Annotated in this window: 24 protein-coding genes; 19 read left to right on the top strand and 5 right to left on the bottom strand. The window is 60.9% G+C overall.

The window, feature by feature from the left end:
• Window positions 1-14: 14 nt before the first annotated feature.
• The 8 genes from prfB (at window position 15) to BFQ01_RS19165 (ending at window position 7,138) form a co-directional block, all read left to right on the top strand.
• Window positions 15-1,110, top strand: a protein-coding gene (gene prfB / locus BFQ01_RS19200; RefSeq protein ID WP_098465888.1) for a peptide chain release factor 2 whose coding sequence is annotated in 2 segments (ribosomal slippage) — window positions 15-86 and window positions 88-1,110 — 1,095 coding nt in all. Because the reading frame shifts where the segments join, the coding sequence is not laid out codon by codon here.
• 90 nt (window positions 1,111-1,200) lie between these two features.
• A complete protein-coding gene (gene lysS, locus BFQ01_RS19195) occupies window positions 1,201-2,703 on the top strand; it encodes a lysine--tRNA ligase (RefSeq protein WP_065926487.1) in 1,503 nt (500 codons plus the stop codon).
• Between the two features lie 106 nt (window positions 2,704-2,809).
• Window positions 2,810-3,526, top strand: a complete 717-nt coding sequence (locus tag BFQ01_RS19190; protein WP_027604515.1) for a TetR/AcrR family transcriptional regulator — start codon at window positions 2,810-2,812, stop codon at window positions 3,524-3,526.
• A gap of 15 nt (window positions 3,527-3,541) precedes the next feature.
• Window positions 3,542-4,090: a hypothetical protein gene (locus tag BFQ01_RS19185; protein WP_065926486.1), complete on the top strand. Its 549-nt coding sequence runs from the start codon at window positions 3,542-3,544 to the stop codon at window positions 4,088-4,090.
• 21 nt (window positions 4,091-4,111) lie between these two features.
• Window positions 4,112-5,389, top strand: a complete 1,278-nt coding sequence (locus BFQ01_RS19180; protein ID WP_027604513.1) for a flavohemoglobin expression-modulating QEGLA motif protein — start codon at window positions 4,112-4,114, stop codon at window positions 5,387-5,389.
• Window positions 5,390-5,416: 27 nt separating this feature from the next.
• Window positions 5,417-6,322, top strand: coding sequence for an alpha/beta hydrolase (locus BFQ01_RS19175; protein ID WP_027604512.1), 906 nt, complete (start codon window positions 5,417-5,419; stop codon window positions 6,320-6,322).
• On the top strand, window positions 6,319-6,645 hold the full coding sequence (locus BFQ01_RS19170) for a hypothetical protein (protein WP_003172217.1): 327 nt from the start codon (window positions 6,319-6,321) through the stop codon (window positions 6,643-6,645). Before BFQ01_RS19175 ends, BFQ01_RS19170 begins: the two co-directional genes overlap by 4 nt.
• A gap of 169 nt (window positions 6,646-6,814) precedes the next feature.
• On the top strand, window positions 6,815-7,138 hold the full coding sequence (locus BFQ01_RS19165) for a hypothetical protein (RefSeq protein ID WP_065926485.1): 324 nt from the start codon (window positions 6,815-6,817) through the stop codon (window positions 7,136-7,138).
• Between the two features lie 437 nt (window positions 7,139-7,575).
• Here BFQ01_RS19165 and BFQ01_RS19160 read toward each other — a convergent pair whose 3' ends face one another.
• From BFQ01_RS19160 to BFQ01_RS19150, 3 genes are all read right to left on the bottom strand, one after another.
• A complete protein-coding gene (locus BFQ01_RS19160) occupies window positions 7,576-8,361 on the bottom strand; it encodes an OmpA family protein (RefSeq protein WP_027604511.1) in 786 nt (261 codons plus the stop codon).
• A gap of 55 nt (window positions 8,362-8,416) precedes the next feature.
• Window positions 8,417-8,842 carry a DUF4398 domain-containing protein gene (locus BFQ01_RS19155; RefSeq protein ID WP_027604510.1) on the bottom strand — a complete coding sequence of 142 codons (426 nt, stop codon included), beginning with the start codon at window positions 8,840-8,842 and terminating at the stop codon, window positions 8,417-8,419.
• Window positions 8,843-9,124: 282 nt separating this feature from the next.
• Complete coding sequence (locus tag BFQ01_RS19150; RefSeq protein WP_027604509.1) at window positions 9,125-9,469, bottom strand: hypothetical protein; 345 nt, start codon at window positions 9,467-9,469, stop codon at window positions 9,125-9,127.
• Window positions 9,470-9,653: 184 nt separating this feature from the next.
• On the opposite strand from BFQ01_RS19150, the gene ppc reads away from it, so the two are divergent.
• The 7 genes from ppc (at window position 9,654) to BFQ01_RS19115 (ending at window position 16,890) form a co-directional block, all read left to right on the top strand.
• Window positions 9,654-12,299, top strand: a complete 2,646-nt coding sequence (ppc, locus tag BFQ01_RS19145; protein ID WP_065926484.1) for a phosphoenolpyruvate carboxylase — start codon at window positions 9,654-9,656, stop codon at window positions 12,297-12,299.
• Window positions 12,300-12,598: 299 nt separating this feature from the next.
• Window positions 12,599-13,246, top strand: a complete 648-nt coding sequence (adk, locus tag BFQ01_RS19140) for an adenylate kinase (RefSeq protein WP_010212617.1) — start codon at window positions 12,599-12,601, stop codon at window positions 13,244-13,246.
• 89 nt (window positions 13,247-13,335) lie between these two features.
• Window positions 13,336-14,022 carry a tRNA (adenosine(37)-N6)-threonylcarbamoyltransferase complex dimerization subunit type 1 TsaB gene (gene tsaB, locus BFQ01_RS19135; RefSeq protein ID WP_065926483.1) on the top strand — a complete coding sequence of 229 codons (687 nt, stop codon included), beginning with the start codon at window positions 13,336-13,338 and terminating at the stop codon, window positions 14,020-14,022.
• A gap of 160 nt (window positions 14,023-14,182) precedes the next feature.
• The gene (locus BFQ01_RS19130; protein ID WP_065926482.1) at window positions 14,183-14,473 is read left to right on the top strand and encodes a hypothetical protein; all 291 of its coding nucleotides are present in this window, start codon (window positions 14,183-14,185) and stop codon (window positions 14,471-14,473) included.
• Window positions 14,473-15,333, top strand: coding sequence for a DUF72 domain-containing protein (locus tag BFQ01_RS19125; protein WP_065926481.1), 861 nt, complete (start codon window positions 14,473-14,475; stop codon window positions 15,331-15,333). Before BFQ01_RS19130 ends, BFQ01_RS19125 begins: the two co-directional genes overlap by 1 nt.
• 27 nt (window positions 15,334-15,360) lie before the next feature.
• Window positions 15,361-16,188, top strand: coding sequence for an isocitrate lyase/PEP mutase family protein (locus tag BFQ01_RS19120; RefSeq protein ID WP_065926480.1), 828 nt, complete (start codon window positions 15,361-15,363; stop codon window positions 16,186-16,188).
• Between the two features lie 3 nt (window positions 16,189-16,191).
• A complete protein-coding gene (locus tag BFQ01_RS19115) occupies window positions 16,192-16,890 on the top strand; it encodes an extensin-like domain-containing protein (protein ID WP_065926479.1) in 699 nt (232 codons plus the stop codon).
• On the opposite strand, the gene BFQ01_RS19110 is transcribed toward BFQ01_RS19115, so the two are convergent.
• A complete protein-coding gene (locus tag BFQ01_RS19110; protein WP_065926478.1) occupies window positions 16,887-17,507 on the bottom strand; it encodes an energy transducer TonB in 621 nt (206 codons plus the stop codon). The two genes, BFQ01_RS19115 and BFQ01_RS19110, sit on opposite strands and share 4 nt — an antisense overlap.
• A gap of 96 nt (window positions 17,508-17,603) precedes the next feature.
• On the opposite strand from BFQ01_RS19110, the gene BFQ01_RS19105 reads away from it, so the two are divergent.
• On the top strand, window positions 17,604-18,386 hold the full coding sequence (locus tag BFQ01_RS19105) for a class I SAM-dependent methyltransferase (RefSeq protein WP_065926477.1): 783 nt from the start codon (window positions 17,604-17,606) through the stop codon (window positions 18,384-18,386).
• A gap of 65 nt (window positions 18,387-18,451) precedes the next feature.
• Here the strand turns inward: BFQ01_RS19105 and BFQ01_RS19100 are convergent, their stop codons facing one another.
• On the bottom strand, window positions 18,452-19,105 hold the full coding sequence (locus tag BFQ01_RS19100) for a TetR/AcrR family transcriptional regulator (RefSeq protein ID WP_065926476.1): 654 nt from the start codon (window positions 19,103-19,105) through the stop codon (window positions 18,452-18,454).
• A 93-nt stretch (window positions 19,106-19,198) separates the two neighbouring features.
• On the opposite strand from BFQ01_RS19100, the gene BFQ01_RS19095 reads away from it, so the two are divergent.
• The 3 genes from BFQ01_RS19095 (at window position 19,199) to BFQ01_RS19085 (ending at window position 24,573) form a co-directional block, all read left to right on the top strand.
• Window positions 19,199-20,299, top strand: a complete 1,101-nt coding sequence (locus tag BFQ01_RS19095) for an efflux RND transporter periplasmic adaptor subunit (RefSeq protein ID WP_065926475.1) — start codon at window positions 19,199-19,201, stop codon at window positions 20,297-20,299.
• Between the two features lie 6 nt (window positions 20,300-20,305).
• Window positions 20,306-23,368, top strand: coding sequence for an efflux RND transporter permease subunit (locus BFQ01_RS19090; RefSeq protein WP_065926474.1), 3,063 nt, complete (start codon window positions 20,306-20,308; stop codon window positions 23,366-23,368).
• A gap of 611 nt (window positions 23,369-23,979) precedes the next feature.
• Window positions 23,980-24,573 (top strand): LysE family translocator, encoded by a 594-nt coding sequence (locus BFQ01_RS19085; protein WP_065926473.1) that lies wholly within the window; start codon window positions 23,980-23,982, stop codon window positions 24,571-24,573.
• The last annotated feature ends 86 nt before the right edge of the window (window positions 24,574-24,659 follow it).

The following is a 24,659-nucleotide window of genomic DNA, read 5'->3' as shown; positions in this document are numbered from 1 at the left end:
GAGTGCTGCCCGCCATGGAAATCAACCCGATCCTTAACACCATCAAGGACCTGTCCGAGCGCTCCGAAACTATTCGGGGGTATCTTTGACTACGATCAAAAGCATGAGCGCCTGACCGAAGTCAATCGCGAGCTTGAAGATCCGAGTGTCTGGAACAAACCTGAATACGCCCAGGAACTGGGGCGCGAGCGCGCTGCGCTGGCGCAGATCGTCGACACCCTCGACGAACTGAATACCGGCCTGGCCGATTGCCGCGACCTGCTGGACATGGCCGTCGAGGAAAACGACGAAGGCGCAGTGGGCGATGTCGTCGCCGAGCTGGCCCGTCTCGAGGAAAACCTCGCCAAGCTTGAATTCCGTCGCATGTTCAGCCACGAAATGGACCCGAACAACGCCTACCTGGACATCCAGGCCGGTTCCGGCGGCACCGAAGCCCAGGACTGGGCCAACATCCTGCTGCGCATGTACCTGCGCTGGGCCGACAAACGCGGTTTCGACGCCACCATCATGGAACTGTCGGCTGGTGAAGTCGCCGGCATCAAGGGCGCGACCGTGCACATCAAGGGTGAATACGCCTTTGGCTGGCTGCGTACCGAGATCGGCGTACACCGCCTGGTGCGCAAGAGCCCGTTCGACTCCGGCAACCGTCGCCACACCTCGTTCTCTGCGGTGTTCGTCTCGCCCGAGATCGATGACAAGGTGGAAATCGAGATCAACCCGGCCGACCTGCGTATCGACACCTACCGCTCCTCCGGTGCCGGTGGCCAGCACGTAAACACCACCGATTCGGCTGTACGTATTACCCACGTACCGACCAACACCGTGGTGAGCTGCCAGAACGAACGCTCCCAGCACGCGAACAAGGACACCGCCATGAAAATGCTGCGGGCCAAGTTGTACGAGCAGGAAATGCAGAAGCGCAACGCCGCTTCCCAGGCCCTGGAAGACACCAAGTCGGATATCGGCTGGGGTCACCAGATCCGCTCTTATGTGCTCGATGCGTCGCGGATCAAGGATCTGCGCACTAACATCGAACGCAGCGACTGCGACAAGGTGCTCGACGGTGACATTGACGAATACCTGGAAGCCAGCCTGAAATCTGGCCTGTAACCCCTTGTAGGAACCGGGGGGACGCCTGGTCCTTGCCGGCGATCCCCGGCCTACGCCTGGGACAACGAACCTGATGGAAAATTTAAAGACATGAGCGACCAACAACTCGACCCGCAAGCCCTGCAACAGGAAGAAAACTCCCTGATCGCCCTGCGCAAGGAAAAGCTGGCTGCCGAGCGCGCCAAGGGCAATGCCTTCCCCAACGACTTCCGTCGCGACAACTACTGCGATGCCTTGCAGAAGCAGTACGCGGACAAGACCAAGGAAGAGCTGGCAGAAGCGGCGATCCCGGTCAAGGTGGCAGGTCGCATCATGCTCAACCGTGGCTCGTTCATGGTGATCCAGGACATGACCGGGCGTATCCAGGTCTACGTCAACCGCAAGACCCTGTCCGAAGAAACCCTGGCCTCGGTGAAAACCTGGGACATGGGCGACATCATCGCCGCCGAAGGCACCCTGGCCCGTTCCGGCAAGGGCGACCTGTACGTGGAAATGACCAGCGTGCGCCTGCTGACCAAGTCCCTGCGCCCGTTGCCGGACAAGCACCACGGCCTGACCGACACCGAGCAGCGTTACCGCCAGCGCTACGTTGACCTGATCGTCAACGAAGACGTGCGCCAGACCTTCCGCGTGCGTTCGCAGGTCATCGCGCACATCCGCAGCTTCCTGATGCAGCGTGACTTCCTGGAAGTGGAAACCCCGATGCTGCAGACCATCCCGGGTGGTGCCGCAGCCAAGCCGTTCGAAACCCACCACAACGCACTGGACCTGGAAATGTTCCTGCGTATCGCGCCTGAGTTGTACCTCAAGCGTCTTGTGGTCGGTGGCTTCGAGAAGGTGTTCGAGATCAACCGCAACTTCCGTAACGAAGGCGTCTCGACCCGGCACAACCCGGAATTCACCATGTTGGAGTTCTACCAGGCCTACGCCGACTACGAAGACAACATGGACCTCACCGAGGAACTGTTCCGCGAGCTGGCGCAGCTTGTCCTCGGGACTACCGACGTGCCGTACGGCGACAAGGTGTTCCACTTCGGCGAGCCGTTCGTGCGCCTGTCGGTGTTCGACTCGATCCTCAAGTACAACCCTGAGTTGACCGCAGACGACCTCAACGACATCGACAAGGCCCGCGCCATCGCCAAGAAAGCCGGTGCCAAGGTGCTCGGTTTCGAAGGCCTGGGCAAACTGCAGGTGATGATTTTCGAAGAGCTGGTGGAGCACAAGCTGGAACAGCCGCACTTCATTACCCAGTACCCGTTCGAAGTGTCGCCGCTGGCCCGTCGCAACGACGACAACCCGAACGTCACCGACCGTTTCGAGCTGTTCATCGGCGGCCGCGAAATCGCCAACGCCTACTCCGAGCTTAACGATGCCGAAGACCAGGCCGAGCGCTTCATGGCCCAGGTGGCCGACAAGGACGCTGGCGACGACGAAGCCATGCACTACGACGCCGACTTCGTACGTGCCCTGGAATACGGCATGCCGCCAACGGCCGGTGAAGGTATCGGCATCGACCGCCTGGTGATGTTGTTGACCAACTCGCCGTCGATCCGCGATGTGATCTTGTTCCCGCACATGCGGCCACAAGCGTAAATGTAGCGAAATCCGAAGCCGCCTTTTATAAGGCGGCTTTTTTATGTGGCGTTTTTAAGCGTCAAGCAAACAGCGCCAGGTTTTGATCTATTCAAGGATGTGTGTCGTGAACCGCGTAACCGCTCAAGAAGGTGCCGCCGGCATTGCCGCTGCCGTGGCTGAAAGCGTCCAGTACCAGGGCCGTAAGGCCAGCCGTCGGGGCAGCGAGCAACGCAGGCAAGACATTCTCGATGCAGCCATGCGCATCGTGGTGCGCGATGGCGTGCGGGCCGTGCGCCATCGGGCCGTGGCGGCCGAGGCCGGTGTGCCGTTGTCAGCCACTACCTATTACTTCAAGGACATCGATGACCTGCTCACCGATACCTTCGCCCAGTACGTTGAACGCAGCGCCGCCTTCATGGGCAAGCTATGGGTGCGTAACGAAGGCCTGCTGCGTGAGATGGTCGCCTATGGCGATGGCAGCCCGGAATCGCGCTCGCAACTGGCCGATGACATCGCGCGGCTGACCGCCGACTATGTGCTGCGCCAGTTGACCAACCGCCGCGAGCATTTGATGGCCGAACAGGCCTTTCGCCAGGAAGCCTTGCTCAACCCGCGCCTGGCTGAGCTGGTGCGTTCCCACCAGCAGATCCTGTTGCAGGGCACGGGGCAGTTTTTCCAGGTATTGGGCTCCCGCGAGCCGCAACAGGACGCCAAGGTGTTGACGGCGATTATCAGTCGGATGGAATATCAGGGCCTGCTGGGCGGCGCAGAGCCTCTGACCGGTGAAGAGATGCTTGAGATCCTCAAGCGTTACATGCATTTGGTGTTGGCCTCGGTCTGACACCGGGGGAGTCCAATGAAAACCTGGCGTGTGGCGGTAATCGCCTTGTCGTTCCTGTTGCTCAGCGGTTGCCTGGTCACGTTCAAGGACCCGTTGCCCGCCCATGAGGCGGCACCGGATGAGTTGCTGGGCCATTGGACCAGCAGGAATGCCTGGGGCGAACCGCTCAATCTGCGCATCAGCCGTGCCGGTGAGCACCGCTACAAGGCGGTGAGCTACCCTAAAGCCACGCCGGCCCAGCGCGATGAGTACCTGTTTACCGTTTCGCGTCATGGCAACCGCTGGTACCTGTCGGCACCGTTGCCGGCCCGGTTCGGAGGGCATTACTTCCTGGCGGGGTTCGAGTTCGACGATAAGCACGAATTGGTGGTCTATAACCTCGACCTCGAACAGATTCACCAGGCCATCGGGCAACAGGTGCTGCAGGGCAGCAGCGTGGATACCGTCGAAGGCGCCGGCGTACGGGTCGACAGTTCCATGAGCCAGGTGTTTGCCTACCTGGATGATCCGGCCAATGCCGATGTGTTCGTTGAAGCCGTGCGCTACCAGCGTGCGGGCAAATAACGTTTAGAGAGGAAGCACCGGGTGGACGATTACCAGCAGACGATACGCAGCTTGTCCGATCGCATTGTGCTGGCGCAAACACCGATTCGCGTCCTCGACGCCGTGAAGTGGGACGACAACATTCGCCAGGGATTCCTCAAGGCCAAGGGCAAGGCCATGCCCGCCGTGGATCGCGACTATTACCTGAACCGGCCGCTGTCGTTCGACTCCAGCGCGGTAAAGCTGGAATTCCAGAACATCGAACGCGACATCACTCGCCGCCTCGGCCAGTTCAGCCCGGTGGGGCAGATCATGCGCCGCATGTGCCGCGAATACCGCATGGTGGTGCGCATGCTCGAAGCCCGCGGCACCGAGGACTTCGGCCTGATTTCCCAGGAGCTGTACGGCGCCGCCTCCGACGCCTTCCACGCCGGCGACCCGACCCTGGCTGACCTGGGCCTGATGCTCTCCGACTACCTGAACAATATCGACGGCCGTGGCGACCTCAAGGACGAAGCCAAGACCCTGACCGCCAAGGACGCCGTGGCCCTGCTGCAAACCCGCCTGAACAAGGTATTTGGCGAAGCCGAAGAGACCATCCGGGTGTTTGAGTCCGACGGCATCGTTGCCGATGCCGCAGCGGGCGCCGACTACATCAAGATCCGCGCCGACGCGATGTTCAACGACCGCGACGTGCGTGCGCTGGAAGTCCACGAAGGCCTGGTGCATGTCGGTACCACGCTCAACGGCCAGAACCAGCCGATCTGCACGTTCCTGTCCAAGGGCCCGCCGTCGTCCACCGTGACCCAGGAAGGCCTGGCGATCCTCATGGAGATCATTACGTTCGCCTCCTACCCGAGCCGCTTGCGCAAGCTGACCAACCGCACCCGTGCGATCCACATGGTGGAAGAGGGTGCCGACTTCCTGCAGGTGTTCGAGTTCTTCCGCGAGCAAGGCTTTGAAATGGCCGAAAGCTATGGCAACGCCAGCCGGGTATTCCGTGGCTCGGTGCCGAACGGCCTGCCGTTTACCAAGGATCTGTCCTACCTCAAGGGCTTTATCATGGTCTACAACTACATCCAGCTGGCCGTGCGCAAAGGCAAGCTGGAGCAAGTGCCGCTGCTGTTCTGCGGCAAGACCACCCTGGAAGACATGCGCACCTTGCGCCAACTGGTGGACGAAGGCCTGGTGGTGCCGCCCAAGTACCTGCCGGAGCAGTTCCGCGACATGAATGCACTGGCGGCGTGGATGTGTTTCTCCAACTTCCTCAACCACTTGAGCCTGGACCGGATCGAGGCGGATTACTCCAATATCCTTTAAACGTTGTTATTCACGAGGCTTCAACGGATGAGAATCCTCGGCATTCTGTGCCTGCTACTCACATTGAACGGTTGCAGCTCGCTGCTGTTCTACCCCGAACCCGGCCTGCCGTTCACGCCCGAAAAAGCGCACTTGCAATACCGCGATGTCACCCTCACCACCGCCGACGGTGTGAAGCTGCACGCGTGGTGGCTGCCGGCCAAGGCCGGAGTACCCGTCAAAGGGACGGTGCTGCACCTGCACGGCAACGGCGGTAACCTGGCCTGGCACCTGGGCGGCAGTTGGTGGTTGCCGGAGCAGGGCTACCAGGTACTGCTGCTGGACTATCGCGGTTACGGGCTGTCGGCAGGCAAGCCCTCACTGCCGGCGATCTATCAGGACGTGGACGCGGCGTTCAACTGGCTCGACCAGGCGCCCGAAACCCAGGGCCAGCCGTTGATCGTCCTCGGTCAAAGCCTCGGCGGTGCGCTGGCGGTGCATTACCTGGCGGAACACCCGCAGCGTCAAGTCCAACTCAAGGCCCTGGTACTGGACGGCGTGCCGGCCAGTTATCGTGACGTAGGACAATTCGCCCTGAGCACCTCCTGGTTAACATGGCCCTTCCAGGTGCCCTTGTCTTGGCTGGTGCCCGACGCCGACAGCGCGATCAATGCCATGCCGCAACTGACCGGCGTGCCGAAATTGCTGTTCCACAGCCTGGATGACCCGATCGTGCCCGTGGCCAACGGTATCCGCCTGTATCAGGCCGCGCCGCCGCCACGGGTATTGCAGTTGACCCGCGGCGGCCATGTGCAGACCTTTGCCGACAAGACTTGGCAAACCGTGATGCTGCGCTATCTGGACGACCCGCAGCACTTCAACGGCCTGCGCCGCCTGGGCGAGATTCCGAATTACCCCATTCCTAAAGTTGATCCATCAGAGAGCCCGCAATGAGTGAAGAACGCAACATGATCCCGCTGATCCTCACCGGTATCGGCACCATCATCGGCACCGTCGGCTGCCTGTGGTACTACGGCTATTTGCACTTCGCCAAGCCTGAGGATGCGTTGCTGCTCAGCGACTTCACCATGCTCAAGACCGTGCCGGGCGAGGACTACAAGATCTCCCTGACCCCGGCCGCTCAAGTGGCGCAGTGCGTCGATGGCGTGCTGGTCATGTTCGATACCGAACAAAAAGGCTTGAGTGGTGTGTTGGTCAATAATAAGAAGCAGGCGGTGCGTTGCATGGGCCAGGAAACCCCGCAACTGCAGCAGTAAGCCAGCGCGTCGAGTCCGTGGGAAAACGCCACTCAGCCTGGGGATTCGTCCCTTGGTGCAGGTCCGAGTCTTCCCAGGCCGGAACCATCTCTATTTGCCCGCCACAGACTATGGACTGATCGGTGTGACTGATCGGTCCTTTTCGTTAGTTATTGTGGAGTCGACATTTATGACAAGCATCAGCGGAACACAGTCTCCAGTGAATACGGGCAGCTATGGCGCCGGCGGGAGCTCCCAGGGAGACCTCAACCAACAGATTGATGACGTAAAAAGCAAAATTAACCAAATGGAGTCACAAGGCTCCCAGGGTGGGCAGGGAAGCGGTGGGGCCGGCGGCGGAGAGAGTCTCGAGGACCTGAAGGAGCTACTGAAGAAGCTGCTTGCACAACTGCAGCAACAAGGTGCACAGGGCGGCCAAGGCGGCGAAGGCGGCCAGGGCAATGGCCAGATTCCGCAACCCGACTATCAGGGGGGGGGCTCGATCAACACCTGATTGCCCACCCGTGGAAAAACCCGCCTGCCATAGGCGGGTTTTTGTGTATCCGGGGTCAGGTTAGCCACGGCCCGCTCAATGTCCACAGGGGGGCGGGATTTATTTGGAACCATATCGCGCAAGACGCCACAGAAAGCGGTGTAACTTACACACTTCAGGGCCGAGAAAGTGGCGATATCTATTTTTTCAAATCCTGCAAATCCTGCAGCTCCTGAAAGTCCGGCATTACGCAACATGCGGGATATGGTCAGGTGTCATGAGGATCTGGAACGGCAGCAAGCTCGGGAGCAGAAAAAGCAACTGATGGAGCATTTGCCGAAACAGGCCCATGCCCCGAAGATTGAGCTGCCAGCGGAGGACACAAACCGTCCTGTCCAATTCGGCGAGCCCAAAAAAAACCCACCATAAGGTGGGTTTTCTTATCCAGCATCAATCAATCAGTTGGCGACGGACGAGCGTGGCTTGACCGGCTGGTTATCGTTGGAGATGGTCACTTCAACGCGGCGGTTCATGGCACGGCCCGAGACGCTGCCGTTGTCGGCAACCGGGTATTCCTTGCCATAGCCGGTGGTCACGATGCGGCGTGGGTCAACGCCCATCTTGATCAGCGCAACCTGCACAGAAGCGGCACGTCGCTCCGACAGGCTCTGGTTGTAGGCATCGCTGCCTGTGCTGTCCGTGTAACCTTCAACGATCACCTGGCGATCCGGGTTTTCCTGAAGGAACTGCGCCAGCTTATTGATGTTGACCAGGCCGCTGGACTTCAGGTCGGCCTTGTTGGTGGCAAACAGCACGTCGCCAAAGGTCACCAGAGTACCGCGCTCGGTTTGCTTGGCGTTCAAGCTGTCCTGCAGCTGCTTGATCTGCGCATCACGGGCCTCGAGCAGGGCACGGGCGCGTTCGTCGCCGGCGTTTTTCAGCTTGGCTTCGGATTCGCGCAGCACGATGGTGTCTTTGGCCACTTCAACGCGCTGGTTGGTCAGGTAGGCCAGTTGATCGACCTTCTTCTGGTCTTCCTTGTCGCGGTAGGCCTTGTCAGCCTTGTCCAGCCAATCGCTGGCATCCTTGGTTTCCAGCGCGGCAAGCTTGGTGGCTTGCGGGTTGGTTTGCAGGGACGAGAAGTTGGTCCGTGCGTTTTCCAGGTTCGCGTTGGGCGGGGTAGAGCAGGCCGCCAGGGCAACGCTCATCGCCAGCAGGGCAGGGATCATCAATTGTTTACGCATAGTCGTGTCGTCCTTTCAATTCGATATCGGGTGCAGTGCAATCAGGCGCGGCGCTTTATTTCTGCTGGATAGCAGCCGGGCGCATACCTTCCTGACGCAGCTCCTGAACAGCTTTCTGGGAATCCTTCACAGCCTGTTCGGCCTTGGCCGCCTGGGACTTGCGCTCTGCAACGCGAGCATCCCATTCAGCCTGTTCGGCCAGGCGACGCGCCTCGTCATAATTCTTGTCGTGCATGGCGATTTCGGCTTGCTTGAGCTTGTCCTGGGCCGATTTCATTTCAACTGCTGCGTACTCGGTACCGCCGGCGCTCACTGCGCTGTTGACCGCGGACTGAGTCACCGCGTACTGCTCGGTTGGCGGGTTGCCGGCGCAGCCAGCCAAAACGAAGCTGGTGCCGATTGCCAGCGCGGCCAATTTAAGCCCGCGCAGGTGGTTAAACGTGGATTTGGCAGTGCTGGTCTTCATCGTCTTCAACTCCATTGGATAGCTCCTAAAAACATCAAAATCCATCGCAGTCGGTGAACGGCTTTGGGCGCGGCGGTAAAGCGCGACAGGCCCTTTCAAACGGCCGTTCCAAGTGATGGCTTACTGGCTGTGACCGGAGGCTTTTTTCAAAAGTTCAGAAGAGATGGCGATTTGCCTAAAAAAATATCTGACTGATTGGTCAGGGTAAAAAGTTGGAACTTTTGCCACGTGCAGGGGTACTCCGAGCCTCGGCAGAGGCCCGGAATACGGGGTTCAGATGGGTGTCAATCGAGTCCGTCAGTGCTTTTGGTCGTCGGCACTGGCAGACAAATCATGCAGATAGCGACGGGACAAGGTCAGGAACCGCGGCGTTGGCCCGACGTCCTCATAGAGCGGGTCGCCCTCTTCATCGGTGGCGATGACCTGTTGTCCCTTGATGTAGGGAAAGCTGGCTTCCAGCTCCTCAAGGGCGGCACCGATCAGCTCGCCGAGCAGTTCTTCGGTGTGGCGCTTGGGGTACATCTCGGCGATGGCTGCCAGCCGTGCAGCAGCCTCCACATCCAGATGGATGGCGTACTCGGTCTTGGTCAGGCGACCCTTGGCGTTCTCTTCCCAATGCTGGGCCAGTTCTCGAATTTTCATGGCAACCTCAATAAAGCCTGCGGTGGCAGGCGGTGATGAGTGACCAGCCGTGCGCGTGGATAAACGCGGCGGCTCACACTTGAGACTAGCTGCAAGTCACAAGGTTTAAAGTCTTGTCATAAAACGATGCCGGCGGCACTCTGACACACCTGCGCGTCCCGGATTTCTGGCTGGAGATTGGCTGATGAGTGATATCGATGCACGCTTGCGTGAGGATGTTCACCTGCTCGGTGAACTGTTGGGCAACACCATTCGAGAGCAGTACGGCGATGATTTTCTCGCCAAGATCGAACAGATCCGCAAAGGCGCCAAGGCCGACCGCCGCGGAGCCGCCCCGGACAAAGCCGCGGGTGATGAACTGAGCGCCAGCCTCAATCAGTTGCAGGAAAACGAACTGCTGCCGGTGGCGCGGGCCTTCAACCAGTTCCTCAACCTGGCCAATATCGCCGAGCAGTACCAGTTGATTCACCGGCGCGACGAGTCGCAACCGGCGCCGTTCGAGTCCCGCGTATTGCCGGAGTTACTGGCTCGCCTGCAGGGCGAGGGCCACAGCAATGAGTCCCTCGCCCGCCAGTTGGGGCGCCTGGACATCGAACTGGTCCTCACCGCCCACCCCACCGAAGTGGCACGCCGCACCCTGATCCAGAAATACGACGCCATCGCCGCGCAACTGGCGCTGCAGGATCATCGCGACCTCACCAGTGCTGAGCGCGAGCAGATCCGCCAGCGCCTGCAGCGCTTGATCGCCGAAGCCTGGCACACCGAAGAAATCCGCCGCACTCGGCCCACCCCGGTGGATGAAGCCAAGTGGGGCTTCGCGGTGATCGAGCATTCGTTGTGGCACGCCATCCCCAATTACTTGCGCAAGGCCGACCAGGCGTTACACGCTGCGACGGGCCTGCGTTTGCCGCTGGAAGCCGCGCCGATCCGCTTTGCGTCGTGGATGGGCGGCGACCGTGACGGCAACCCGAATGTCACCGCGCCGGTCACCCGCGAGGTGTTGCTGCTGGCGCGCTGGATGGCGGCCGACCTGTACCTGCGCGATATCGACCACCTGGCCTCCGAACTGTCGATGCAACAGGCCAGCCCGGCGTTGCAGGCCAAGGTCGGCGACAGCGTCGAACCTTATCGTGCCCTGCTCAAGCAACTGCGCGAACGCCTGCGCGCCACGCGCCAATGGGCCCATACCGCGTTGAGCAGCAGCACGCCGGCGCCTGCCGAGGTGTTGCAGAACAACCGCGATCTGCTCGAGCCACTGGAGCTGTGCTACCAGTCGTTGCACGCGTGCGGCATGGGCGTGATCGCCGACGGCCCGCTGCTCGATTGCCTGCGCCGGGCCGTAACCTTTGGTCTATTTCTGGTGCGCCTGGATGTGCGCCAGGATTCCAGTCGTCATTCGGCGGCGATGACTGAAATCACCGATTACCTGGGCCTGGGCCGTTACGAGGACTGGAACGAAGACATGCGCATCAGCTTCCTGATGAAGGAGCTGGCCAACCGTCGACCGCTGTTGCCGGGCTATTTCAAGCCATCGGCCGATACGGCCGAAGTGCTCAATACCTGCAAGGAAGTGGCCGCCGCGCCTGCCGCATCGTTAGGCTCGTATGTCATTTCCATGGCCGGTGCCGCGTCGGACGTATTGGCGGTGCAGCTGCTGCTTAAAGAGTCGGGCGTTCAACGGCCGATGCGCGTGGTGCCGCTGTTCGAAACCCTGGCCGACCTGGATAACGCCGGTCCCGTGATCGAACAACTGTTGCTGCTGCCAGGCTACCGGGCGCGCTTGCAGGGCCCGCAGGAAGTGATGATCGGCTACTCCGACTCGGCCAAGGACGCCGGCACCACCGCCGCCGCCTGGGCGCAGTACCGGGCCCAGGAGCGGCTGGTGGATATCTGCCGTGAGCAACAGGTGGAATTGCTGCTGTTCCACGGTCGCGGCGGCACCGTCGGGCGTGGCGGCGGCCCGGCCCACGCGGCGATCCTGTCGCAACCGCCGGGTTCGGTGGCGGGGCGTTTCCGTACCACCGAGCAAGGCGAGATGATTCGCTTCAAGTTCGGCTTGCCGGACATTGCTGAACAGAACCTCAATCTCTACCTGGCCGCCGTGTTGGAAGCGACATTGCTGCCACCGCCGCCACCGGAGCCGGCGTGGCGCCATTTGATGGATGAATTGGCGGCCGACGGCGTCAGCGCTTACCGTGCGGTGGTGCGGGAAAATCCGCAATTCGTCGAGTATTTTCGCCAATCCACCCCGGAGCAGGAGCTGGGCCGGCTACCTCTGGGCAGTCGCCCGGCCAAGCGTCGCGCCGGTGGTATAGAAAGCCTGCGCGCCATTCCGTGGATCTTCGGCTGGACCCAGACTCGCCTGATGCTGCCGGCCTGGCTGGGTTGGGAAGCCGCATTGAGCAAGGCCCTGGAGCGCGGCGAAGGGGAACTGCTGGGGCAGATGCGCGAACAGTGGCCGTTCTTCCGCACCCGCATCGATATGCTGGAAATGGTCCTGGCCAAGGCCGATGCCGATATTGCGCGCCTGTATGACGAGCGCCTGGTGCAGCCGGACCTGTTGCCATTGGGCGCGCACTTACGCGACCTATTGTCGCAGGCATGCGACGTGGTGCTTGGCCTGACCGGCCAGTCGCAACTGCTGGCCCATAGCCCTGACACCCTGGAGTTCATCCGCCTGCGCAACACCTACCTCGACCCCTTGCACCTGTTGCAGGCCGAGTTGCTCGCGCGCTCGCGTCGCCAGGAAGCCGCGCAGGACAGCCCTCTGGAACAGGCGTTGCTGGTGTCCGTGGCGGGTATTGCCGCCGGCCTGCGCAACACCGGCTGAGGTTTTTTGCGTGTTCTCAAAAGCTTGCGGATAAACCACGACGGCCGCCCTGAAAGGGGTGGTCGGCGTTTACAGCGCTGGTTGCACTCAGGCACACCCTACCTATGACGTACGCGTGGCGCGGGTTCCTGCGACTTTTGGCGGCTTGTGTGGTTAGGGCCCGCTGTGTATCTTGATCAGCCTTTGGCCGTTTGGGCGGCCTGGGCCCATAGTTTCATGAGCCCTATATTATTTTTACGAGATTGGCCCCACGCGGCGAATCCGAGCGTCATCTCTATAAAAAATTGAGGAGCACATCGATGCGCGTCATTCTGCTGGGAGCTCCCGGGGCCGGTAAAGGTACTCAGGCAAAGTTCATCACTGAAAAATTCGGCATTCCACAAATCTCCACCGGCGACATGCTGCGCGCAGCCGTCAAGGCCGGCACCGAGCTGGGCCTGATCGCCAAGAGCGTGATGGACAGCGGCGGCCTGGTCTCCGATGACCTGATCATCAACCTGGTCAAGGAACGCATCAGCCAGGAAGACTGCAAGAACGGCTTCCTGTTCGACGGTTTCCCACGCACCATTCCCCAGGCCGAAGCCCTGGTGAAAGCCGGCGTCGAGCTGGACGCGGTGGTGGAAATCGCGGTTGAAGATGAAGAAATCGTCCAGCGTATTGCCGGTCGTCGCGTCCACGAAGCCTCGGGCCGCGTGTACCACACCGTCTACAACCCGCCTAAAGTTGAAGGCAAGGACGATGTCACCGGTGAAGACCTGGTGCAGCGTAAGGACGACACCGAAGAAACCGTGCGTCATCGCCTGTCGGTCTACCATTCCCAGACCAAGCCGCTGGTGGATTTCTACCAGAAGCTGTCCGCAGCCCAGGGCAAGCCGAAGTACAGCCATATCCCAGGCGTCGGCTCGGTGGAAGCGATCACCGCCAAGGTCCTGCAAGCACTGAGCTGATCCTTTATCGGCTTGATAGACGACGGCCCGCTTGCGGGCCGTTGTTGTTTATACTGGCGCACTTTTTTTCGACTTGGACACCCACACCGATGAGCACCCTGCTGGCCCTGGACACCGCGACTGAAGCTTGCTCCGTTGCCTTGCTGCACGATGGCAAGGTCACAAGCCACTACGAGGTGATCCCGCGCCTGCATGCGCAGAAGCTGTTGCCGATGATCAAGCAGCTGCTTGAAGACGCGGGCACCACCCTGTCGGCCGTGGATGCCATCGCCTTCGGCCGTGGCCCGGGGGCGTTCACCGGGGTGCGCATCGCCATTGGCGTGGTCCAGGGCCTGGCCTTTGCGTTGGAATGCCCGGTGCTGCCGGTCTCCAACCTTGCCGTACTGGCCCAACGTGCCTTGCGCGAACACGGCGCCCAGCAGGTGGCGGCGGCGATCGATGCGCGTATGGACGAAGTGTATTGGGGTTGCTACCGCGAAACGGCTGGCGAAATGCGCCTTGTCGGCGTGGAAGCGGTGCAGCCACCGGAATCGGCGGTATTGCCGGGCGATGCCAGCGGTGACTGGTTCGGCGCTGGCACCGGTTGGGGTTATGGCGAGCGTATCGGCGTTCAACCCGCTGGCCAGGACGCCACCCTGTTGCCTCACGCCGAAGATCTGCTGACCCTGGCGCGCTTTGCGTTCGAACGTGGCGAGGCTATTCCTGCGGATCAGGCCGCACCGGTTTACCTGCGCGATAAAGTCGCGCAGACCAAGGCGGAAAGAGGGATTATTTGACGCCAAAAATGATGGCAATTTGAGGCAAAAGTCGCCAATCGTCAGAATTTGCCCGGGTTTTTAAACCTTTTTCAAATTATGTGTTCTAGTTATCACCAGAGCATTTGCGCGCGACGGACAGTGCTGCCAAAATGCCATTACTGATAGCGAGTTCGCGCCTATGCGTATAGATGGATTTTCCTCACAGTCGTACCCGATCAAGCGCAAGCCGCGTAAGGCAAACGCCACGGTGGACGACTCCGTCGAGGATTCGCCGGACTTCATTGAGGTCCAATCCGATGCGCAGGCCAGTTCACAAGCCCGCATCAGCGGCGTTCCCGCCCGTCAGCAAGACATGGTCTTCCCGCGCTCCATGAGCAAAAGCGTTGCCACCGCCCTGGCCAGCTACCTGACCACCGCCGGATTTGTCGAATGGGATATGGAAGTGCTGGGTCTCGACATCCACATCTGATGCGCCTGCCTTACTACCTCGGCTGCCCGTCCTGGAGTGAAAACGCCTGGCGCGAGTACCTGTACCCAGTCGACGCCCGCTCCAGCGATTACCTTGCCCTTTATTCCCAGGTCTTCAACGCCGTTGAGGGCAATACCACGTTCTACGCTCGCCCCTCGGCCGCTACCGTGCAGCGCTGGGTCGACATCATGCCCGACGATTTTCGCTTCACTGCAAAATTCCCCGGTGACATCAGTCACGGTGGCGACTTGCGCGAGCAATTGCCGGCGGCGGAAAGTTTTGTCGGTTTGATGAGCCCGCTCGGTGAACGTGTTTCGCCGCTGTGGCTGCAACTGTCGGCGAGTTTTTCGCCGCAACGCCTGGCTGAACTGGCCGGTTTTATCGATGGCCTGGAACGCCCGATGGCGGTGGAAGTACGCCACCCTGAGTTCTTCGCCAAGGGCGATGCCGAGCGCACGCTCAACCGTTTGTTACGGGATCGGGGTGTCGAGCGCATCTGCCTCGACCCGCGCGCGTTGTTCAGTTGCACGTCGACCTCGGCGGCGGTACTGCACGCACAATCGAAAAAGCCCAAGGTGCCACCCCGTCCGGCAGCGCTGACCCAGTTTCCCCAAGTGCGTTTTATCGGTCATCCGGAGCTTGAGGCCAATGACCCGTTCCTGGTGCCGTGGGTGGAAAAAATCGCGGGTTGGATCGAAGAAGGCCGCACACCCTACGTGTTCCTGCACACCTCGGACAACCGCCTGGCCGCACAACTGGCCCTGCGTTTCCACGCCAAGTTGATGGTGCGCCTGCCCGGCCTTCCGGCGCTGCCGACGTTGGATCGGCAACCCGAAGCGGAACAACTGGGGTTACTCTAGGGCTCCTTTTCCCGCCAGGAGTCAGTCATGGATGCCCAAGCCCTTTGCGCCGAAACCTTCAAGTCCCTGCATGAGCGCGACCGCGCCTTCGTGATGCCTAACCCTTGGGATGCCGGCTCCGCGGTGATGCTCACCAGCCTTGGCTTTGAAGCCCTTGCCACGACCAGTGCGGGTTATGCGTTCAGCCTGGGGCGCCCGGACGCGGAAGGCGCGTTGTCCCTTGAAGACACGTTGCTCAATGCCGCCATGATCGCCAAGGCCACCGCGCTGCCGGTGGCGGCCGACCTGGAAAACGGCTTCAGCGATACCCCTGAAGGCTGTGCCGAAACCATCTTGCGGGCGGCGGCCAGCGGTATCGTGGGGGGCTCTATCGAAGATGCCACCGGCGTTGCCGTCGACCCGATCTATCCCTTCGACCTTTCCGTAGAGCGCGTGGAAGCCGCCGTCGCCGCTGCCCGCAGCTTGCCATTCCCCTTCACACTGACGGCCCGCGCGGAAAACCTCCTGCATGGTCGCCTGGATCTGCCCGACACTATTCGCCGCCTGCAGGCCTACGCCGAAGCCGGCGCCGACGTGCTCTATGCGCCGGGCCTGCGCAGTGCTGAGGACGTGCTGGCGGTGGTCAAGGCCGTGGCGCCAAAGCCGGTGAACGTGTTGATGTCCGGCGGCCTGAAACTCAGTGTGGCGCAATTGAGCGCGATGGGGGTAAAGCGCATCAGCGTGGGCTCGGCCATGGCACTGGCGGCCTATGGTGAATTCTACCGAGCGGCCCAGGAAGTCTATGAGCTGGGCACCTTCAGCTTTACCGAGCGCTCGATGCCCTTCAGCCAGGCCAATCAGTTCTTCAAGGACTGAGCCGTGCGTTTTTTCAAACTGCTGGGTGCTCTGCTGGTGCTCAGTGGTGCATTTGCCGTGGGTGTATGGCGTGGCTGGCTGCCGTTGCCGGCCGAATGGAACCCCTGGTCGCCGCTGGACGTACGGTCCAGCCCGAACCTGTTGACCCGCTACAAGCTGGGACGCCTGCAGGATGACCCCGAGCTCTGCGACCAAGTGCTGAAAACCTCTGGTTTGCGTGTCAGCCATCAGGCTGACACGCCCGCTGACGCTGCCTGTCCTCTGCGCAATACCTTGCGCGTGCAGGGTGCAGACGTGGCATTAAGCAGCAGCTTTCTCGCCAGTTGCCCGTTGGCCGTGGCATTCGCGCTGTTCGAGCGTCACAGCCTGCAACCGGCAGCCCAGGCGGTGTTCGGCCAGGCGGTGACACGGGTCGATCACCTGGGCAGCTTTGCCTGTCGCAACATGTATAACCGTGCCGAAGGGCGGCTCAGCCAGCATGCGTCGGCCAATGCCTTGGATATCGCCGGGTTTCGCCTGGCGGATGGGCGCAGTATCAGCGTGCTCAAGGATTGGTCCGGGGAGGGCGACAGCGCGCGGTTCCTGCGCCAGGTGCGCGATGGCGCCTGTGATGATTTCAATGTGGTGTTGAGCCCGGACTACAACGCCGCGCACCGCAACCATTTCCATCTGGACATGGGGCGTTGGTGGGTGTGTCGCTAGGCCGCCAGGCGCAGGTTGTGGGTGATCAGTGGGCGTGCCCAGTGGTAGTCGAAGTCCAGCGCCTTCTGTTGCGCCAGCAGTTCTTCGGTTGGGTAAGGCGTGGCGGGTGGTGGCAACAGGTCCAGTTCGAACTCGGCAATCGGCAAGTGCAGAGGGCGTGGTTCCGGCGCCGGGCCGGGCTCAGGCAATGGCTGGCCGGCCGTGAGGACGATCGGGCGAACCCAAGCGCTTTCGAAATTCTGCTGGCGCTGCTGCGCGACGATTTCTTCCTGTGGGAATGGCGTGGCGGCCGGTGGCAGCAACTCGGTTTCGAATTCGGCGATAGGCAGGAACAGTGGTTCAGGTGGCGCAATCTCGGTGTCTTTGACGTCGCACTCACGCTGCGTGAGGATCTGCGACAACAGGTCGGCACCGGCGCTGGGCTCTACCGTCGGGTCCGCCGGTGCCGGCGCCTTGGCGGCGAGCGCGTCCGGCGTTTCACCGAGCTGCTCGGCCAGCGCCCGGGCGAAGAAGTCCTGCCACACATGGCTCACCCCGGCCAGCGCTTGAGTATTGCGCAGGCCGTAGTGGTTATGGGTCGGCAGTACACCGATGGTTAGGGGGAGAATGTCTGACATTTTTCTCGGTCGACGCTCAGCTCTGGCAAAATACCTGACTGTTGTTTTTATCGGCCGTTGTTTGCCGATCCTTAATATTTTTGAGCGTAGCGATTGATGAGCGAACAACCAGCGGCCAGCCGCATCCAGGTCGAGGCCTTGGGCGAAGGTTTCCAGGCGCGGGCCGAGCAGTGGGCTGCACAGCTCGGCTTGCCTTTACAGCTCGCGGATGCGGATTTTTCCCTGCAAGTGGGGGAACACGGCCTGCAACTGCAGCAGCTTGGACCTGACGCGCCGGGACCGGTGCGGGTGGACTTCGTCGAAGGCGGCGCGGCTCACCGTCGGCTGTATGGCGGCGGCAGCGGACAGATGATCGCCAAGGCCGTGGGCATTGCCCAAGGCGTGCGTCCCCGTGTGCTGGACGCCACGGCCGGTTTGGGCAAGGACGCGTTCGTGCTGGCCAGCCTGGGCTGCGAGATGAGCCTGATCGAGCGCCAACCGCTGATCGGTGCCTTGCTCGAGGATGGCCTGGCGCGCGCTACGCAGGATTTTGACGTAGCGCCCATCGTGGCGCGCATGAAGCTGCTCAAGGGCAACTCCATTGACGTGATGCTCAATTGGCAAGGGGAGCCACCCCAGGTGATCTACCTCGACCCGATGTTCCCCCACCGTGAGAAAACCGCCCTGGTGAAGAAAGAAATGCGCTTGTTCCGGCCACTGGTGGGCGATGATCCGGATGCACCGGCCCTGCTGGCCGCCGCCCTGGCCCTGGCCAGCCACCGCGTGGTGGTCAAGCGCCCGCGCAAGGCGCCCTGCATCGAAGGGCCCAAGCCGAGCCATGCGCTGGATGGCAAGTCCAGCCGGTATGACATTTATCCCAAGAAAGCGCTCAAGTCTTAAGCCACAAGCCACAAGCCACAAGCCACAAGCTGCAAGCAAAAGCGCTTTTCACTTGCTGCTTGCAGCTAACCACTTGCAGCCGCATCTCTCCTATAGGCCCGCATAAACAACCCCACCACCTCCTGCACATGGGCTTCGGCGGCTTCCTCACTCAGTTGCCCGCCGCAGCCATACAGCAGGCAGAAGTTCGCGGTGCCCTTGAGCAGGCAGAAGAAGTGCTCGGCTGCCGTAAGCGGTCTGTCGATGCTCAGCGCGCCGCTCTGGTCGATCTTGCCGAGCAGGCGCTCCATGCCCTGGAGCATCCGCATGGGCCCGGCTTCGAAGAAGATCTGTGAGAGTTTCACGTCCTGATTGCCGGTGGTCATCATCAGGCGATGCAGGTTAACCGACTCTTCACTGTTGATCAGTCGATGGAACCCCCGGGCGATATTCAACAATACCGTTTCCACCGGCATGCCTTCGGGCAGTTCGAAGTACATCACCGGCAACTGTTCCTCGCACTTGGCCACCACGGCGGCGGTGAACAAGGTTTCTTTGTCGGTGAAGTGGCTGTAGACGGTCAGTTTCGATACGCCGGCCTCAAGGGCCACGGCATCCATGCTGGTGTTGGCGTAGCCGTTGCTCAAGAACAGGATTTTCGCTGCCGAGAGGATAGCCTGGCGTTTTGCCATGTCCTTGGGACGCCCGGGGCTATTGGTGCTTACACGATTGTCGGACATTTCTACCTTTAATACTGGACTGGCGAGTTTGGTATTAATAACATACCGGCCAGTATAATTATTCCTAGCTCCATTTGCGAAAGGTCCTTCAGCATGCGCAGCACTTTCCTGCCCTTTGCGTTGCCTGTCTGCCTGGTCTTCCTGTTGGCCGCCTGCGGCCAGGAAGAAGCGGTCCAGACCACCGTCCGCCCGGCCATGGTGGTGCAGCCGCAACCCTCGGCGCAGTCGACGGACAGCTACCCCGGTGAAGTACGCGCGCGCTATGAGCCGGACCTGGCCTTTCGCATCGGTGGCAAAGTCAGCAAGCGTCTGGTGGAGGAGGGCGAGCGGGTCAAGACCAACCAGGCACTGGCGGAACTTGACCCTCAGGATGTGCGCCTGCAACTGGAGGCCGCCCGTGCCCAGGTCGCCGCTGCCGAGGCCAACCTGCGCCTGGTACGCGCTGAGCGTGATCGCTACAAGACCCTGATGGACCGTCAGATGGTCAGCCGTTCCCAGTACGACAATTCCGAAAACCTTTACCGTTCCGGTGAAGCGCGCCTCAAGCAGATCAAGGCCGAGTTCGACGTGGCCAGTAACCAGGCCGGTTACGCCGTATTGCGCGCCCCTCAGGATGGCGTCGTCGCCAAGCGCGCGGTGGAAGTCGGCCAAGTGGTATCCGCTGGCCAGACCGTGTTCACCCTGGCCACCGATGGCGAGCGCGAAGTGCTTATCAGCCTGCCCGAACAAGGGTTTGGTCGCTTCAAGATCGGTCAGCCGGTCGCGGTGGAGTTGTGGAGCCAGCCGGGCCAGCGTTTCACCGGGCGCATTCGTGAACTGTCGCCTGCGGCTGATCCAAAATCGCGCACCTTCGCCGCTCGCGTTGCCTTCACCGGCGGCAAAGTCCCGGCGGAACTGGGGCAAAGCGCTCGCGTATTCATACAGGCCGACGGCGTTATTCCGCTGTCGGTACCGCTGTCTGCCCTGAGTGCGGAGAACGGTGCGTCCTACGTCTGGCGTGTAGAGCAGGACAACACCCTCAAGCGCACGCCGGTACGCATCGGCGCCTTTGGCGAAAAAACCGTGCCGGTGCTGGAAGGCTTGACCCCCAACGACTGGGTGGTCGCAGCAGGCGTGCATGTGCTCCACGAGGGCCAGCAAGTGCGCGCGGTGGATGGCTCCAACCGTATAGTGAACCTGGCGGCCAAGGAGTAGTCCCCGATGGCTTTCAATCTTTCCGAATGGGCGTTGCGTAACCGCCAGATTGTACTGTTCCTGATGATCCTGCTGGCTGTGGTCGGTACTTTGTCCTATACCAAACTGGGGCAAAGCGAAGATCCACCGTTTACCTTCAAGGCCATGGTGATCAAGACCAACTGGCCCGGCGCTACGGCCCAGGAAGTCTCGCGCCAGGTCACCGAGCGTATCGAGAAAAAACTGATGGAGACCGGCGAATACGAGCGCATTGTCTCTTTCTCTCGCCCGGGCGAGTCCACCGTCACCTTCATTGCGCGCGACTCCATGCACTCTGTGCAGATTCCTGAGTTGTGGTACCAGGTGCGCAAGAAGATCAGCGACATCCGGCAGACCTTGCCGCCGGATATCCAGGGGCCGTTTTTCAACGACGAGTTCGGTACCACCTTCGGCAATATCTACGCCCTGACCGGCGACGGCTTCGACTATGCCGTACTCAAGGACTACGCCGACCGCATCCAGATTCAGCTGCAACGGGTGGCGGATGTGGGCAAGGTCGAGTTACTTGGCCTACAGGATGAGAAGATCTGGATCGAGCTGTCCAACCTCAAGCTCGCCACCCTTGGCCTGCCGTTGGCCGCTGTGCAGCAGGCGTTGCAGGAGCAGAACGCGGTCTCCACTGCCGGCTTCTTTGAAACCCCGAGCGAGCGTGTGCAACTGCGCGTGTCGGGTAATTTCAAGACGGTGGAAGAAATCCGCGACTTTCCTATTCGTGTCGCTGATCGAACCTTCCGCATCGGTGATGTTGCCGATATTCACCGCGGCTTCAACGATCCACCGGCGCCGCGCATGCGTTACATGGGGGCGGATGCTATCGGACTGGCCGTGGCCATGCGCGACGGTGGCGACATCCTGGTGCTGGGCAAGGCTCTCGAAGGCGAATTCGCACGCTTGCAAAAGAACCTTCCGGCGGGCATGGAGCTGCGCAAGGTGTCAGACCAACCGGCAGCGGTGAAAACCGGTGTCGGCGAATTCGTGCAGGTGTTGGCCGAGGCATTGGCGATTGTCTTGCTGGTGAGTTTCTTCTCCCTCGGCATACGCACTGGCATGGTCGTAGCACTGGCGATTCCGCTGGTGCTGGCGATGACCTTTGCCACCATGTATTACCTCGGCATCGGCCTGCACAAGATTTCCCTCGGTGCGTTGGTGCTGGCCCTTGGCTTGCTGGTGGATGATGCGATCATTGCCGTGGAAATGATGGCAATCAAAATGGAGCAGGGCTACGACCGGCTCAAGGCGGCCAGTTTTGCCTGGACCAGCACCGCCTTCCCGATGCTCACCGGCACGCTGATCACGGCGGCCGGCTTCCTGCCGATTGCCACCGCGCAGTCGAGCACAGGTGAATACACACGCTCGATCTTCCAGGTGGTGACGATCGCGTTGCTCGCCTCATGGATCGCCGCCGTGGTGTTTGTGCCGTACCTGGGGGAAAAACTCCTGCCGGACCTGGCGAAGATTCACGCGGCCAAACATGGCATCGATGGCCCGGATCCCTACGGTACGCCGTTCTACCAACGTGTAAGACGTTTGGTGGAGTGGTGCGTGCGTCGGCGCAAAACCGTGATTGTCCTGACGTTGCTGCTGTTTATCGGCTCGGTGGGGTTGTTTCGCTTTGTGCCGCAACAGTTCTTCCCGGCCTCAGGCCGCCTGGAATTGATGGTCGACCTGAAACTGGCCGAAGGCGCTTCCCTGAGCAACACCGCCGACCAGGTCAAGCGCCTGGAAGCCTTGCTCAAGGAACACGCCGGCATTGATAACTATGTGGCCTACGTCGGCACCGGTTCGCCGCGTTTCTACCTGCCGCTGGACCAGCAACTGCCAGCGGCCAGTTTTGCGCAGTTCGTGGTGTTGGCTAAGACCATCGAGGGCCGCGAAAGCCTGCGCACCTGGCTGATCGAAACCCTCAACGAACAATTCCCCGACCTGCGCTCACGCGTTACCCGCCTGGAAAATGGCCCTCCCGTGGGCTATCCGGTGCAGTTTCGCGTAACCGGCGAACACATCGAGGAAGTCCGCGCCCTTGCGCGGAAAGTCGCGGCCAAGGTTCGCGAAAATACCCATGTGGTCAATGTGCACCTGGACTGGGAAGAGCCGAGCAAGATCGTCTACCTCAATATCGACCAGGACCGCGCCCGCGCCCTCGGTGTCAGTACCGCCAACCTGTCGAAATTCCTGCAAAGCTCACTGACCGGTTCCAGCGTCAGTCAATATCGGGAGGACAACGAGTTGATCGAAATTCTCCTGCGCGGCACCGTCCACGAGCGCACCGAGTTGTCGCTGCTGCCCAGCCTGGCGGTACCGACCGACAACGGTAAAAGCGTGGCCCTGTCGCAGATCGCCACCCTCGAATACGGCTTTGAAGAGGGCATTATCTGGCACCGCAACCGCTTGCCGACGGTGACCGTGCGCGCCGATATCTACGGCAAGGAACAACCGGCAACGTTGGTCCAGCAAATCCTGCCAACCCTTGAGGGTGTGCGCGCCGAATTGCCGGATGGCTACCTGCTGGAAGTCGGTGGCACCGTCGAAGACTCCGCCCGCGGGCAGAACTCGGTGAAGGCCGGCGTGCCGCTGTTTATCGTGGTGGTGCTGACCTTGCTGATGCTGCAATTGCGCAGCTTCTCACGCACGGCGATGGTGTTTCTGACCGCGCCGTTGGGCCTGATTGGCGTGACGCTGTTCCTGCTGGTGTTCCGCCAGCCCTTCGGCTTCGTGGCCATGCTCGGGACCATCGCGTTGTCTGGGATGATCATGCGCAACTCGGTGATCCTGGTGGACCAGATCGAACAGGACATCAAGGCCGGGCTGGCGCCGTGGCAGGCAATTATCGAAGCCACCGTACGGCGTTTCCGCCCGATTGTGCTGACCGCCCTGGCGGCGGTGCTGGCGATGATCCCGCTGTCACGCAGCGTGTTCTTCGGGCCGATGGCAGTGGCGATCATGGGTGGCTTGATCGTGGCGACGGCGTTGACCCTGTTGTTCTTGCCGGCGCTCTACGCGGCGTGGTTCAAGGTTCGGAAGGCGGCATAGAGGGGTAAGGGCCAATATTTGAGTGTCGAAACGGGTGGCAGGAGCCGGGAACGCTTCCTGCATTCCTGCCACTTAGAGACTACCTGATCACAGGTATGGATTTGTCGATGTCAGTTGTTGACGACAACGGTAAATGGACTCATCTCTTTGGACTTAAGGAATACTTTATGTTTTTTTGCCCCTTCAAGTGCTTTTTTTCTGCGCTGTCGATGCCTCAAAGACCCCCGGTAAGCGGTCCTTGCCCGCAAGAGCCGCCACCCCGACCTTGCCCGCCGCCGCCCCGGCCTTGCTACGCAAAACCGCCTAGCCCTTGCTGGCCTGAGCCCAGTCCCGCGAGGCCACTCCCTTGTTCAATGCGTTCGGCCGAGCCGCCCATGAGTATTGGTTATGGCGTGGCAACAACGACGACTTTTGTCGTGGGCGCTTTCCTGTAGTTGTCTGGTTTAACCGCTGGAACGAATCTGCATGCCCTCCCGGTGAGGGCATCTTGCGGGTACTTGCAGTAGACTTCGCGAGTTTGATGATGGCCACTGTCGCCGGGCCATCCATGTTGACGCGTCAGTTTCGATGGGGGGAACGACTTTGGGTCGTCACTCTTGAGGAAAACCTGCATGTTCGCCTGCATTCCAGCCCTGATGTTGCTACTGCTTGCCCCCGGTCCCACCAATACCTTGCTGTTTCGTGCCGGCGTATTGTTTGGCTATCGTGCGTCCTGGTGGTTGGCATTTGTCGAGTGCCTGGCTTACGTGCTTCAGGTTTCGATATGGGGTGTTGCACTGCTCTACCTGGCGGCCTATTCGCCTTGGGCGTCGAAGTTCACGCAATTGGCGGCGGCCGGATACCTGCTGTATGTCTCGTACAAGCTCTGGCAACGCAAAAACAGCACCGTCGACCCTGGCCGTGACCGCCTCAGTGGGTGGAGTTTTTTCTGGTTGACACTGATGAACCCCAAGGGGCTGTTGATCGTGTCGTTTATTGCGCCGGCCGGCACCTTTGCCGCATGGCAAGGCTATGCCGGGTTCATGGCCACACTGGCATTGGTGGTGATACCGGTAGGGTCTGCGTGGATCGTATTCGGCAGTCGCTTCGAAGGGCTGCAAAAAGCCTGGCTGACACCCTTGAAGATCAACCGTGCGACGGCGCTGGCCTTGGGGGGCTTTGCAACGTTGACGGTGGGGCGATTGGCTGAGTCGGTACTGCATTGAAGAAAGGCATGTCTCAATTTTCGTGGTTATTGAGATAGGTGGGGTTTTCTGCTGTACTCAAGTCTCAGAAATCAAAAATTGAGATT

The organism is Pseudomonas sp. 8 R 14 (assembly GCF_900005955.1).
GTDB classification, from domain to species: domain Bacteria; phylum Pseudomonadota; class Gammaproteobacteria; order Pseudomonadales; family Pseudomonadaceae; genus Aquipseudomonas; species Aquipseudomonas marginalis.
This window is presented reverse-complemented; position numbering and strand designations above follow the sequence as displayed.

Bases quoted from the DNA above. Each gene is read 5' to 3' on its own strand.
- BFQ01_RS19130 (WP_065926482.1), top strand. From the start codon at position 14,183: ATGCGTATAGATGGATTTTCCTCACAGTCGTACCCGATCAAGCGCAAG.
- lysS (WP_065926487.1), top strand. From the start codon at position 1,201: ATGAGCGACCAACAACTCGACCCGCAAGCCCTGCAACAGGAAGAAAAC.
- BFQ01_RS19185 (WP_065926486.1), top strand. From the start codon at position 3,542: ATGAAAACCTGGCGTGTGGCGGTAATCGCCTTGTCGTTCCTGTTGCTC.
- tsaB (WP_065926483.1), top strand. From the start codon at position 13,336: ATGAGCACCCTGCTGGCCCTGGACACCGCGACTGAAGCTTGCTCCGTT.
- BFQ01_RS19100 (WP_065926476.1), bottom strand. From the start codon at position 19,105: ATGTCCGACAATCGTGTAAGCACCAATAGCCCCGGGCGTCCCAAGGAC.
- BFQ01_RS19155 (WP_027604510.1), bottom strand. From the start codon at position 8,842: ATGGAGTTGAAGACGATGAAGACCAGCACTGCCAAATCCACGTTTAAC.
- ppc (WP_065926484.1), top strand. From the start codon at position 9,654: ATGAGTGATATCGATGCACGCTTGCGTGAGGATGTTCACCTGCTCGGT.
- BFQ01_RS19090 (WP_065926474.1), top strand. From the start codon at position 20,306: ATGGCTTTCAATCTTTCCGAATGGGCGTTGCGTAACCGCCAGATTGTA.
- BFQ01_RS19085 (WP_065926473.1), top strand. From the start codon at position 23,980: ATGTTCGCCTGCATTCCAGCCCTGATGTTGCTACTGCTTGCCCCCGGT.
- BFQ01_RS19110 (WP_065926478.1), bottom strand. From the start codon at position 17,507: ATGTCAGACATTCTCCCCCTAACCATCGGTGTACTGCCGACCCATAAC.
- adk (WP_010212617.1), top strand. From the start codon at position 12,599: ATGCGCGTCATTCTGCTGGGAGCTCCCGGGGCCGGTAAAGGTACTCAG.
- BFQ01_RS19165 (WP_065926485.1), top strand. From the start codon at position 6,815: ATGACAAGCATCAGCGGAACACAGTCTCCAGTGAATACGGGCAGCTAT.
- BFQ01_RS19170 (WP_003172217.1), top strand. From the start codon at position 6,319: ATGAGTGAAGAACGCAACATGATCCCGCTGATCCTCACCGGTATCGGC.
- BFQ01_RS19095 (WP_065926475.1), top strand. From the start codon at position 19,199: ATGCGCAGCACTTTCCTGCCCTTTGCGTTGCCTGTCTGCCTGGTCTTC.
- BFQ01_RS19150 (WP_027604509.1), bottom strand. From the start codon at position 9,469: ATGAAAATTCGAGAACTGGCCCAGCATTGGGAAGAGAACGCCAAGGGT.
- BFQ01_RS19120 (WP_065926480.1), top strand. From the start codon at position 15,361: ATGGATGCCCAAGCCCTTTGCGCCGAAACCTTCAAGTCCCTGCATGAG.
- BFQ01_RS19160 (WP_027604511.1), bottom strand. From the start codon at position 8,361: ATGCGTAAACAATTGATGATCCCTGCCCTGCTGGCGATGAGCGTTGCC.
- BFQ01_RS19125 (WP_065926481.1), top strand. From the start codon at position 14,473: ATGCGCCTGCCTTACTACCTCGGCTGCCCGTCCTGGAGTGAAAACGCC.
- BFQ01_RS19175 (WP_027604512.1), top strand. From the start codon at position 5,417: ATGAGAATCCTCGGCATTCTGTGCCTGCTACTCACATTGAACGGTTGC.
- BFQ01_RS19105 (WP_065926477.1), top strand. From the start codon at position 17,604: ATGAGCGAACAACCAGCGGCCAGCCGCATCCAGGTCGAGGCCTTGGGC.